Here is a 12,251-nt window from a genome sequence, read left to right as displayed (position 1 = left end):
TGAACGCTCCGGAGACTGAAGTTCTGAATCACCCGCGCGGCGGCGGCGCATCGCTCCCGGTCGTCGTGGCCGGCGCCGGGATCTCCGGATTATGCACCGCGCACTGGCTGAAGCGGCGGGGTCTCGATGTGCTTGTCTTCGAACAAGGTTCTGAACCGGGCGGCACCATGCGGACAGACCGGGAAGAGGGTTGGCTCGTGGAAGCCGGGCCCAACAGCGCCCTCGAGACCACGCCTCTCCTCGGGCAGCTCCTGAGCGAACTCGGGATCCTCGAACAACGCATCTATGCCGACCCGGCGGCCTCGCGCAGATATATCCTCAGAGAGGGGGAGCTGCGGGCGATCCCCATGACTCCCTCCTCGGCCCTTGTCACACGGTTGTGGTCGCTCAAGGGCCGGCTCAGGATTCTGAAGGAACCGTTCGTCGGCCGCGCGACCGAAGAGGAATCGGTGGCCGGGTTCGTGACCCGACGCCTCGGGAAGGAGTTCCTGGACTATGCGATCAATCCGTTCGTCGCCGGAGTCTATGCCGGAGACCCCCGGACGCTCTCGATACGCTCGGCGTTTCCCAAAATGTACGCCCTCGAATCGAAATACGGCGGGCTGTTCCGCGGAATGCTCGCGCTCAAAAGGGAGCGGAAGGGCTCAAAGAATCCGGCGGGCGGATCGCGGCTCCTGACATTTTCCGGCGGGATGCAAACCCTGCCCCGCTCGCTAGCGTCGGAACTCGGAGATTCGCTCGTTCTGAACGCCCCGGTGGAGCGGATCATTCCGATGCGCGCGGGCCGCAACCCGATTCACGTGGTCACCGTCCGCAGGAACGGCGCATCCGAATCGATCCAGGCGTCCGCGGTCGTGCTCGCAAGTCCGGCCGCCGCGACAGCCGCAATCATCCGGCCGATCGATCCCGAGATGTCGAAGAAACTGGAATCGATCTATTACCCTCCGGTGGCATCGGTCTTTTTTGGATTCAAACAGGATCAGCTCGCTCGTCCCCTCGACGGCTTCGGATTCCTGGTTCCCGAGGTGGAAGGCCGCCAGATCCTCGGCTCAATCTGGTCGGCGGCGTTATTCCCGGGGCGTGCGCCGGAGGGCTGCGTCGCGCTCACGACGTTTGTCGGGGGCGCCCGCCAGCCCGGCCTGGTTTCGCTGGATGACGAACAGTTGAAGAGCCTCGTCCTGAAGGAGTTGCAATCGATCATGGGAATCCGTGGGGACCCTCTCTTCTCCCGGATCACTCGCTGGGAGCATGCGATTCCGCAGTACACCATGGGGTACGAGAGCGTCCTCCGGGCCATCGATCGTTTCGAGCAGAATTTTCGGGGCGCATTCATCTGCAGCAATTACCGGGGAGGGATCGCTGTGGGAGACTGCGTCTCCAGCGCATCGAACATCTCGGAGCAAATTGTCCGGTATCTCTCCGGCTGAGCCGCTTTTGTTTCCGCCGCGGGTGCGCTCGCCGTCACAACCAGGGCTGCAACTTTGGACAAAAATTCGTACATTTCTTCAAATAATCTTCCCGGTGTTGCCGGGTTGTATTTTTCAGGAGAATCTTACATGCCGAAACAAGACGCACCCACATCTCTCAGCCAGGAACAACGCACCGCGCAACCGATGAACGGACGAAACACGCTCACGATCACCGACAACCGCAACGGAAAGCAGTACGAAATCCCCATCGAGAACGAGACAATCCGGGCGATGGACCTTCGCCAGATCAAGCTCAAGAACGAGGATTTCGGGATGATGACCTACGATCCCGCATTCCTCAATACAGCCGCCTGCAAGAGCAGCATCACCTACATCGACGGCGACAAGGGGATCCTCCGGTATCGCGGATATCCGATCGAACAATTGGCGGAAAAAAGCAACTACCTCGAGGTGGCGTACCTCCTGATTTACGGAGAGCTCCCCACAAAGTCCCAGTACGAGCAGTGGACGAATCATATCGTCATGCACACGCTGATTCACGAGAACATCAAGAAGTTCGTGGACGGGTTCCATTACGACGCCCATCCGATGGGAATGCTGATCAGCGCCGTGGGGGCCCTTTCGACGTTCTACACCGATGCGAAGGATATCAGCGACCCCGAATCGAGGAAGAGGCAGATTTTCCGGCTCGTCGGCAAAATGCCTACGCTTGCGGCCTTCGCGTTCCGCCACAGCGTCGGCAGGCCGTACGTCTATCCCGATAACGATCTGACCTATGCGGGAAACCTGCTCAACATGTTGTTCAAGATGACGGAACTGAAGTACAAGGTCGACCCCGTCCTGGAACACGCGCTCGATGTCCTCTTTATTCTCCATGCCGACCACGAGCAGAATTGCAGCACCAGCGCCATGCGAAGCGTCGGAAGCTCGCAGGTTGACCCGTTCTCCGCCACCGCGGCCGCCGCATCCGCCCTCTACGGCCCTTTGCACGGCGGCGCGAACGAGGCCGTGCTGCTGATGCTCGACGAAATCGGCTCGAAGCATAACGTCCCCGGGTTCATCAAGTCGGTGAAAGAGGGAAAGGGGCGCCTGATGGGTTTCGGCCACCGCGTGTACAAGAACTACGATCCGAGGGCGAAGGTCATCAAGAAGCTCGCCGACGAGGTGTTCGAGGTCACGGGACGAAACCCGAAGCTCGACATCGCCCTCGAGCTCGAGCACATCGCGCTCCAGGACGAGTACTTCATCAAGCGGAAACTCTACCCGAACGTCGATTTCTACTCCGGATTGATTTACCAGGCGATGGGCTTCCCGGTCGAGATGTTTCCGGTCTTGTTCGCCATCGGCAGGACTTCGGGGTGGGTGGCGCAATGGGAGGAGATGCTGCTCGATCCGGAGCAGAAGATCGCGAGGCCCCGTCAGATCTACCTCGGTCCGGGCATGCGGGACTATGTGATGATGGGAAAGCGTACCGAAGAAAAAAAATCGTAGCTCAAACCGCGGGCTGAGAGCCCAGGGCGGGTGTTGAGCTCCGGCGCCGGCTATCAGGCAGTGCCATCTCAATGAGCGACACCTTTATTCTCGTTCTCTTCATCGTTGTCGTTCTGGTGATGCTGGCTCTCGATCTCGGCGTCTTCCAGAAGCGGCCGCATTTTCCGTCCATGAAGGAGGCGGCAATCTGGACGGCGGTCTGGTTCCTCCTGGCGATGCTCTTCTGCCTCTTCATCTGGCTCAACCAGGGGAGCGGCAAAGCCTTCGAGTATCTCACCGGCTATCTCGTCGAAGAAGCGCTCTCCGTCGACAATGTCTTCGTCTTCATCGTGATCCTCACCTATTTCGCTGTGCCGAAGGAGGTGCATCACGCCGTCCTCTTCTGGGGAGTGCTGAGCGCGATCGTGTTCCGGGCCGTTTTTATCCTCCTCGGATCGGCGCTCGTCACCCAATTCCACTGGATCCTCTATCTCCTCGGCGCGTTCCTGATCGTCACGGCGGTGAAGCTCGCCATTCAGCGCGACACGCAGGTTGACCCCGAGCGCAACCCCCTGATCCGCCTCGCCCGGAGGTTTTTCCCCGTCACCCGGGAGTACGCGGGAAAGAAATTCTTCGTCAGGACCGGAGGGAAGCGGAGCATGACGCCGCTCTTTCTCGTCCTCCTGACGATTGAAACGACAGACATCGCGTTCGCCACCGATTCGATCCCGGCGATTTTTGCCATTACGAGAGACGCGTTCATCATCTTCACGTCGAACATCTTCGCCGTCCTCGGTCTGCGTTCGCTCTATTTCCTCGTCGCGGGATTCATGGGGCAATTCCGGTTTCTCAAGTACGGACTCTCCGCCGTCCTGGCGTTCATCGGTGCGAAGATGCTTCTCGAGCGGTGGGTTCAGGTGCCGATCCACGTCTCCCTCCTGATCATCTTCTTTCTGCTGTCGGTCGCCATAGTGGCGTCACTCCTCCGGCCCGAAAAGAATGCTTCTGCGGTGAAACCGTGAACTATCACCCTTGGCATCCTGACCACTTGAAATGTCATCCTGAGCGTGGGAGTTGTCATCCTGAGCGAAGCGAAGGATCTCCCCGCTTCGTGGACCGGGATCCTTCGGTCGCTACGCTCCCTCAGGATGACAGGATGGGGAACCCATGAAATTCCTGACCGACGGCATCTCGATTGAATATGAAGTCTCCGGGCCCCGGGCCGGCCTGCCGGTCGTCTTTGTCCACGGCTTTCCGTTCGACCGCCGCATGTGGATGCCCCAGCTGGAGGCCCTCAAGGAACAATATTATGCCGTCACGTACGATATTCGCGGCTTCGGGGCGAGCGACGCGGGAGACGGGCAGTATTCGGTCGAATATTTTGTGGACGACCTGATCGGCCTGCTCGACCATCTCAAGATCCCGAAAGCCGTCGTGGCCGGACTCTCGATGGGGGGATACATCGCTCTCCGCGCTATCGAACGGCACCCGGACCGGTTCAGGGGAGTGATCCTCGCCGATACGAGAAGCGAGCCGGACACGAATGAAGGGAAAGTCAACCGGGCGGCCCAGGCCCGGTCCGTGAAGAGGGACGGCATGAAGAAGTTCGCCGACGCCTTTCTCCGCGCGGCGTTTCACCCCGAAACTCCGGAACGGCTCCCGGAGGTGGTGCGGGGGATCCGCCAGGTGATCGAACAGACATCGCCCGTCGCTGCAGCCGGGACGCTCCTCGCGCTCGCAGCCCGCACCGACACCACCCCATTGCTCTTCACGCTCACCATCCCGGCGCTCATTCTCGTCGGTCAGAACGACACCATCACCCCGCCGGCCGCGTCGAGCGCCATGCGGGAAAAAATACCCGGCGCGGAGCTTCACATCATTTCCCGCGCTGGACACCTGAGCAACCTGGAAAACGCCGAAGAGTTCAACCGCCACCTCCTGCATTTTCTCGCCTGGCTGAAATGACGCTCGAGCATCCGGCCGGACTCGCCCGCGCCATGGGCCGGTGGGATCTGATCGCGCTGACGATCGACAGCATCCTCGGAGCCGGAATTTTCTTTCTCCCGGCGGTGATCGCGGGCCTCCTCGGGCCCCTCAGCCCGTACGCCTGCATCGCCTGCGCCGTTGTGACACTCACATTCGTCTTGTCGTTTGCGGAGGCATCGAGCCGGTTCGAATCAGGCGGAGGACCCTACCGGTACGCCTATCATGCGTTCGGGCCATTCGCAGGGTTCCAGGTGGGCTGGATCGTCTATCTTACCCGGTTGGCTGGGACAGCGGCAAGTTTCGGGCTCTTTACGCTCTATCTCGGATATTTTATCCCCGGGATGAACGCACCGGCCGTTCGGTTGGGAGTGTTTCTGCTTCTCACGGCGGTTCTCACCTTCATCAACGTGCGGGGTGTTCGGTACGGCGCCCTCACTGTCGACTTCATCACCATCGCAAAGGTCCTCCCGCTTGTACTCGTCGTCGTGGTGGGCCTATTTTTCATCCAGGGGAAAAACCTCGCCGTGGAGACCGTTCCTCCGGCCGAAAGCTTCATGCGCTCGCTCTTCCTGCTGACGTTCGCCTTCGGAGGATTTGAAATCATGACGATCCCGTCGGGCGAGGCCGTCGATCCCCGTTCCAATGTGCCGAGGGCCCTGATCGCCGGAGTGTTCGTCGTCGCCGCCGTCTACTTCCTTCTCCAGCTCGTCGCCACGGGGGTCCTCCCCGGCCTGGCCTCGGAAGAACGGCCGATCGCCGCGCTTGCGGCCGCGGTCATGGGGCCGGCCGGCGCCCGGGTGATTGCCGCGGGGGCGGTGATCTCGACATTGGGACTCATCGGAGGCAACATCCTCGGCGCGCCACGCCTCACGTTCGCGCTTGCCGAGAACAACCAGCTCCCTTCGATCTTTCGCCACGTCCATCCGGTCTACAAAACGCCCGATGCCTCCATTTACATTTATGCGGGAATGGTTTTTCTTCTGGCAGCACTTTCCGATTTTGTGACGCTCGCGGCTATCAGCATCGTCTCGCGCCTGCTATTCTACATCAGCACCTCCGCTTCCGTGCTCGCATTCCGGAAAGAGAGCCGCGCCCCCTTTACGATCCCCTTCGGGCCCGCGATACCGCTGCTGGGAATCCTCTTTGCCTGCGCCCTGTTGAAATTTACCAGGCCCGAGGAATTATATTATACGATCGGCGGGATCGCCGCGGGAACCTTCCTGTATTTCATTGTGAGGAGGAAACATCGCTAACGAAGCGGCGGCCCGGCCCGGGAAAACGATTCTCATCGTCTCCGCGACGGTCGGGGCGGGCCATGTGCGCGCCGGGGAGGCGCTGGCCGCGGCGGCGGAGTCCCTCTCCGTGCCGGTCACGATCAGCCATCAGGACATACTCGATTTTACCTTCCCGCTCTTCCGGAAACTCTACAGCAAAAGCTACTATGCCGTGGTGCGCCGCTCGCCCGAACTCTGGGGATACCTTTACAAGCGGTCGGAGCGGACAGCGCCCCGGAAGAGCAAGGCCGGTCTGATGCGCCTGTTCGATCATTTCAACTACAAGAAGTATCTCGCCCGATTGGACTCGCTGAAGCCCGATGCGGTCATCTGCACCCACTTCCTCCCGTACGTTGCGATCGAAGAGAAGATCATGCGCGACTCATGGCGGATCCCGTTTTTTGCGGTGACGACCGATTATGATGTGCATTCCCTCTGGATCAGCCGGGCCATACGGCGCTTTTACGCCGCGACCGACGAGGCGGCGTGGACGATTCTGGCACACGACGTTCCGGAGAGCAGGACCTGCGTCTCCGGCATACCGGTCATGCCGCAGTTCAGATCGCCCGCGAAGCGGCTGGATGCCCGCAGGAAACTGGAGCTGCAGCCCAAGTTGTTCACGATTCTGATTCTCTCCGGAGGGTACGGGGTGGGAGTGATCGATGAGCTGGTCCCTTCCATTGCGCAGTTTCTCTCAACCAGGGGCCACCGGAGATTTCAGCTGTTGGTCGTCTGCGGAAAGAACCCGGAGCTCTATGCGAAGCTGAACCGGATTTCCTTCCCACCGAATGTCGATGTGAAGCTCTACCAATTCATTCCGTTTGTCGATCTTGCGATGGCCTCCTCCGACCTTCTCATCACGAAGGCGGGCGGACTGACCGTCAGCGAAGCGCTCGCCAGCCATCTTCCGATGGTGATCCTCGATCCGTTCCCGGGCCAGGAAGGCCGGAATGCGGAGTACGTCGTCGAACAGGGCGCGGCTCTTACCGCAACGGGTTTCTCGAACCTCTATTTCAAGCTCGACAGGCTGATCGAACAGCCGGCGCTTCTTGCCGCCATGAAGCGCCGCGCCCGCGCGATCGCCAGGCCCCACGCCGCCACAGCCATCCTCGAGGACGTGCTCGGACAAATCTGAAACGATTGGTTGTTCTCGTTCCCACGCTCTGCGTGGGAACGCATACTTCGGCGCTCTGCGCCGAAACTCGGCCGGGACGCAGAGGCGGAGGCGTTAGACTGCACGCGACCTGAAGGTCGCGCCTACCGATGCCTCGGGCTTGGGGTCGTCACGCGACCTGAAGGTCGCGCCTACCGATCCCTCGGGCTTTGGTAGGCGCAGGCTTTAGCCTGCGTTAGACGGAACGCGACCTGAAGGTCGCGGCTACCGATGCCTCGGGCTTTGGTAGCCGCAGGCTTTAGCCTGCGGTCTTTCAGTTCGGCAGCTGAAGTTCATTCACTCCCCCCAGTTGAACTTGCCCGGCAGGATCGTTACATTTGACTGACTTCCGGAACGAATTCGAGGAATCCTTATGCACACGACAGAAGAATCACATTTCGCCCCTCAAACCGAGACCGGCCCGCGCGATTTCAAACGGCTTCGGCGGACACGGATGACCGCGGTTCTCCGGTCGATGGTCCGTGAAACCGAACTCTCGAAAGCCGACTTCATTTATCCCCTCTTCGCCTGCCCGGGGGCGAACGTCCGGAAGGAAGTCTCCTCGATGCCCGGAGTGTTCCAGATGTCGGTCGATCAGATCGTCCGCGAATGCCACGAGGTGCACGCCCTCGGCATCCCCGCGGTGATCCTCTTCGGCATTCCGGAGCAGAAGGACGATGTCGGAAGCGAGGCGTACGACGAGCTCGGGATCGTGCAGCGGGCGATTCACGCGATCAAGAAGGATGTGCCCGATCTCTTTGTCATCACCGATGTCTGTCTCTGCGAATACACATCCCACGGGCACTGCGGTATTGTCCGCGGCACCGAGATCATGAACGATGAATCGATCGATCTCCTGGCCCGGGAAGCTCTCACGCATGCCCAGGCGGGCGCCGATATGGTCGCTCCCTCCGACATGTTCGACGGGCGTGTGCAGGCGATCCGCCGGATCCTGGACGAGAACGACTTCCGCTCCCTGCCGATCATGTCCTATGCGGCGAAATATGCCTCCGGCTTCTACGGACCGTTCCGGGAAGCAGCGGAGAGCACGCCGAAATTCGGAGACCGCCGCTCGCACCAGATGGATCCCGCAAATTCGGACGAGGCGTTGCGCGAGGTTCAGGCCGATATCGACGAGGGCGCCGATATCGTCATGGTCAAGCCCGCGATGCCCTACCTCGACATCATCCGCCGCGTGAAGGACACATTCGGGATGCCGACCGCCGCCTACAATGTCAGCGGCGAGTATTCGATGGTGAAAGCGGCAGGTAGGCTCGGCTGGATCGACGAACAACGCGTGATGATGGAGATGCTCACGGGCATTAAGCGCGCCGGTGCGGATCTCATACTGACCTACTTCGCCAAGGACGCCGCAAAACTTCTGTGACCCCTTCATTGTCATCCTGAGCACATTCGCGTCGCTCAGTGTAAACTTCGCGAAGGATCTCCCCAGTTAGGTAGCCGCAGCCTTTAGGCTGCGGGATCCTTCGGTCGCTTCGCTTCCTCAGGATGACAAATTCAACAAGTAATGAAAACGACCAAGTCCGACAAGTTGTTTAAACGAGCCAAGAACGTCCTCCCCGGGGGCGTCAACTCACCCGTACGCGCATTCAAGTCGGTCGGATTGAACCCCCTCTTCATCGCCCGGGCGAAGAATGCCTCGCTCTGGGATGCCGACGGAAACAAGTTCATCGATTATGTGGGTTCCTGGGGACCGATGATCCTGGGCCATGCCCATCCTCCCGTGATCCGGGCGGTTCAGCGCGCTGCCAAACAGGGAACCAGCTTCGGGGCCCCGACCGAGGCCGAAGTAATGCTCGCCGAGCTTGTCACAAAGAATATGCCCTCTGTCCAGATGGTCCGGATGGTGAACTCCGGGACGGAAGCCACGATGAGCGCAATCCGCCTCGCGCGCGCTTTCACGGGGAGAGCGAAGATTCTGAAGTTTGAAGGATGTTACCACGGCCACGCCGACGCGTTTCTCATCAAGGCGGGCTCCGGCGCGCTGACGCACGGGACCCCCGACAGCCCGGGCGTCACGACGGGCGTCGCCGCGGATACGCTGAATGCCCGGTTCAACGACATCGGGTCCGTCAGGGAGCATGCCCGGCTTCACCGAGGATCGATCGCGGCAATCATCGTTGAGCCGGTCGTCGGAAACATGGGATGCGTACCGCCCGCTCCGGGGTTCCTCGGGGAGCTGCGCGCCCTGTGTGACGCCGAGGGAATCGTATTGATTTTCGATGAGGTGATGACAGGATTCCGCGTGGCCCCCGGCGGGGCGCAGGAGCGATTCAAGATCCGGCCCGATTTGACCACGCTCGGCAAGATCATCGGGGGAGGATTGCCGGTCGGCGCGTACGGAGGGCGGCGCGACCTTATGGAAATGGTTTCCCCCTCCGGGCCAGTCTACCAGGCCGGCACCCTCTCCGGAAATCCCCTGGCGATGGCGGCGGGAAACGCAATGCTTTCGATTCTCTCCCGCCAGCGGTCGATCTACGCGAAGCTCGAGCAAAGGGGAGCGCATCTGGAATCCGGAATTCGCAGGATCTTCGAATCGCTGGGTGTGGGGTATCAATTGAACCGTGTCGGCTCGATGTTTACGATTTTCTTCACCGAACGAAAGGTCGTGGACTACGACACGGCCAAATGCTCCGACACCGGCCGCTTCTCAACATTCTTCCGCGCGATGCTCGAGCGCGGCGTCTATCTCCCCCCTTCCCAGTTCGAGGCGGCGTTCATCTCAGCTGCGCATACGGAGGCCGATATCGAGCGGACGCTCAAGGCGTGCAAGTACGCGCTTTCCAAAGTCCTTTCCTCCCGGTAGCCGCAGCCTTCAGGCTGCGTTAACAAGAAATGCCATCCCGCCTCGAAGGCAGGATGGCATTTCCGGATACCTTTGACCGCTGGTCTAGCCGATCGTTCCCGATAGTTGAACGTCCGCCGGATTTCCGTTGGGGCTCGTGACCTTGATAACGACAGTCACGGGAACCTGTGATGGAACTCCGCCGATCGTCTGATCCACCACGCGGAATGAGAACTGAGTCGATCCCACACCCCGCGCCTGCACATCCCCCAGCGTCACATCCACATCCCCGTTCGCGACCAGATTGATCTGCGAATTCGGGGGCGGCGTGTACTGAAGCGTGACGGTGATGTGTGTGGTCGCCGAAAGCGGGTTCCCGTTCTCATCCGAGACCGTAAACGTGATCGGGACGGAAGCTCCGCCGCGTGCCACTGCGAATGAAAGCGGATTTACGTTCGAAATCTGCGAGATCCCCGAGAACAAGATCAGCCCGGAGGAACTGACTGTCGCCGCGTTCTCGCCGATCGTCGTAGCGGTTATCCGGCCAAAACCGATCCCGGCAAAGGGGTCGACCGGCCGCGGATTGCCGCTGTAGACTAACACTCTCGCATGGCTCGTGACGTCGGTGAATCCCGAAGCATCGATGAGCCCGCCGGTTGTGCTGAAATAGACGGCGGTTCCGACCTTGACGGGATTGCTGTATTTATCGCCGACCTGAACGAGGACTCCGTCCGTGTGATTCACCCAATCCCAACCCGGGAAGTTGAACTGGTCGAATCCGATCGTGAAGTGCGCCTGATCGGGGAGTCCGGCGTTGACCGTGATGATGACAGGCGTCGAGGAGATGATCGCCCCGTCGGAATTTCGCCTGAGTGTCGCGGAAAACTGGATGACACCCGAAACGGTTCCGCTATTGACGGTCGTCGAGACCCTTCCGGAAGCGTTCGTTTGTGCGGTCGCCGGGGAGACGTAGGCCCCGCCGCCGACGGGAGCTCCGGTGATGGAGAACTGCACCGTATCCCTGTGGTCGAAGTCGATCGGGAATCCGAGCGAATCCCGGACTTCCCACGTAAGGATCGTCGCTTCGGTGCCGCCCACTCCGTAGACCGAAATCTGGTTCGACGACATCCCGATGAACGCGATTGAATGCGCGCTTCCGGTCGCCGACGAATCCCGGACGCCGGTCGTCGTGTCGCGGTCCATCGTAAAGGTCTGTGAAAGCGCCTGGCCCGCCGGAACGGAGAAGTTGAACGCCTGCGACGAATACCCCGGTTTGTCGAGCTTCAGGAGGCCCGAGATCGAGGAGAGCCCCTGGAGATCGATCGTGAAGGAGAATTCACCCGCCACCGACGTCAGGACGCTGTCCACGACGAGGTTCGTGACGATCGTGACCTTCGCGTTGTTGAGCGGGAGGTTCGACTGGCTGTCAAGGACCCTTCCCAGCACCTGCGCGACCGTCGATGCCACATCCACGCTCATCAAGACGCCGCCCAGATTGGTCGTCCGTCCTTTGTGGAGCACGACTCTTATCTGCTTCGTCTTATAACCGTCATGGAACGCCGTAATCGTCACGGGCAGGGAGTCGCGGTCCACCAAATCCGCATAGATCTGGAACGATCCGTCAATGGGGGTCGTCGCGGCATCGGTCACGCCCGGCAGCGCCACGAGAATGTTCGTGTTGCGGAGCGGATAGAGCGTGACGCTGTCCCGCACCACACCGACGATGGTGGCGGAGGTGGAAAGATCCACCGTGAGTCCAACATCGATCGTGGTGTCCTTCGCTACCCCGAATTCCAGCGACCTGTTGATATAGCCGTTCTTGTGGACATTCAGGATCGCGTCCGCGACCTCATTGGCGGCCAGGTCGATTTCAAACCGGAACACCCCATCCGTGCCGGTTGTCACCGAGTTCGTCACCCCGGCAACCGTGAGGGAAACGCTCGCGTTGGCGAGGACCGAGTTTGTACTGACGTCGTGCACAAAACCCGTCAGGTGGGCCGTCGACGCCGTCGGCTTTCCGCCCGGCGTCCCCGTCGGGGGGAGATCCTCGCAGTTCCACAATCCGAAGATCAGGGAGACTGAGGCGAGTACAAGTATGAGTCTGGAGGTCATATTTAATTTCCCTTGGTATA

Annotated in this window: 9 protein-coding genes; 8 read left to right on the top strand and 1 reads right to left on the bottom strand. The window is 60.5% G+C overall.

Annotated features, from left to right (window positions below; genetic code table 11):
* Window positions 1-65 precede the first annotated feature (65 nt).
* The 8 genes from hemG (at window position 66) to hemL (ending at window position 10,140) form a co-directional block, all read left to right on the top strand.
* Entirely contained in the window at window positions 66-1,427 is a 1,362-nt protein-coding gene (hemG, locus tag VI215_11360) for a protoporphyrinogen oxidase (GenBank protein HEY6192908.1), read from the top strand.
* 186 nt (window positions 1,428-1,613) lie between these two features.
* Complete coding sequence (locus VI215_11355) at window positions 1,614-2,921, top strand: citrate synthase (protein HEY6192907.1); 1,308 nt, start codon at window positions 1,614-1,616, stop codon at window positions 2,919-2,921.
* Between the two features lie 71 nt (window positions 2,922-2,992).
* Window positions 2,993-3,922 carry a TerC family protein gene (locus tag VI215_11350; protein ID HEY6192906.1) on the top strand — a complete coding sequence of 310 codons (930 nt, stop codon included), beginning with the start codon at window positions 2,993-2,995 and terminating at the stop codon, window positions 3,920-3,922.
* Between the two features lie 145 nt (window positions 3,923-4,067).
* Window positions 4,068-4,865, top strand: coding sequence for an alpha/beta fold hydrolase (locus VI215_11345; GenBank protein HEY6192905.1), 798 nt, complete (start codon window positions 4,068-4,070; stop codon window positions 4,863-4,865).
* A complete protein-coding gene (locus VI215_11340) occupies window positions 4,862-6,139 on the top strand; it encodes an APC family permease (GenBank protein ID HEY6192904.1) in 1,278 nt (425 codons plus the stop codon). Before VI215_11345 ends, VI215_11340 begins: the two co-directional genes overlap by 4 nt.
* 64 nt (window positions 6,140-6,203) lie before the next feature.
* Entirely contained in the window at window positions 6,204-7,295 is a 1,092-nt protein-coding gene (locus tag VI215_11335) for a glycosyltransferase (GenBank protein ID HEY6192903.1), read from the top strand.
* Window positions 7,296-7,686: 391 nt separating this feature from the next.
* Window positions 7,687-8,700, top strand: a complete 1,014-nt coding sequence (gene hemB, locus VI215_11330) for a porphobilinogen synthase (protein HEY6192902.1) — start codon at window positions 7,687-7,689, stop codon at window positions 8,698-8,700.
* A 141-nt stretch (window positions 8,701-8,841) separates the two neighbouring features.
* Window positions 8,842-10,140, top strand: coding sequence for a glutamate-1-semialdehyde 2,1-aminomutase (gene hemL / locus VI215_11325; GenBank protein ID HEY6192901.1), 1,299 nt, complete (start codon window positions 8,842-8,844; stop codon window positions 10,138-10,140).
* A gap of 84 nt (window positions 10,141-10,224) precedes the next feature.
* Here hemL and VI215_11320 read toward each other — a convergent pair whose 3' ends face one another.
* A complete protein-coding gene (locus VI215_11320; protein ID HEY6192900.1) occupies window positions 10,225-12,231 on the bottom strand; it encodes a hypothetical protein in 2,007 nt (668 codons plus the stop codon).
* Between the last annotated feature and the right edge of the window lie 20 nt (window positions 12,232-12,251).

The organism is Bacteroidota bacterium (genome assembly GCA_036522515.1).
In the GTDB taxonomy this organism is placed as follows: Bacteria; Bacteroidota; Ignavibacteria; order UBA10030; family SZUA-254; genus VBOC01.
The sequence above is the reverse complement of the archived record's forward strand: the minus strand, read 5'-3'. Positions and strand labels throughout refer to the sequence as shown.

What these genes read in the sequence shown, in the direction of transcription:
- VI215_11355 (HEY6192907.1), top strand. Translation starts at nt 1,614, where the DNA reads ATGAACGGACGAAACACGCTCACGATCACCGACAACCGCAACGGAAAG.
- VI215_11350 (HEY6192906.1), top strand. Translation starts at nt 2,993, where the DNA reads ATGAGCGACACCTTTATTCTCGTTCTCTTCATCGTTGTCGTTCTGGTG.
- VI215_11345 (HEY6192905.1), top strand. Translation starts at nt 4,068, where the DNA reads ATGAAATTCCTGACCGACGGCATCTCGATTGAATATGAAGTCTCCGGG.
- VI215_11340 (HEY6192904.1), top strand. Translation starts at nt 4,862, where the DNA reads ATGACGCTCGAGCATCCGGCCGGACTCGCCCGCGCCATGGGCCGGTGG.
- hemB (HEY6192902.1), top strand. Translation starts at nt 7,687, where the DNA reads ATGCACACGACAGAAGAATCACATTTCGCCCCTCAAACCGAGACCGGC.
- hemL (HEY6192901.1), top strand. Translation starts at nt 8,842, where the DNA reads ATGAAAACGACCAAGTCCGACAAGTTGTTTAAACGAGCCAAGAACGTC.
- VI215_11320 (HEY6192900.1), bottom strand. Translation starts at nt 12,231, where the DNA reads ATGACCTCCAGACTCATACTTGTACTCGCCTCAGTCTCCCTGATCTTC.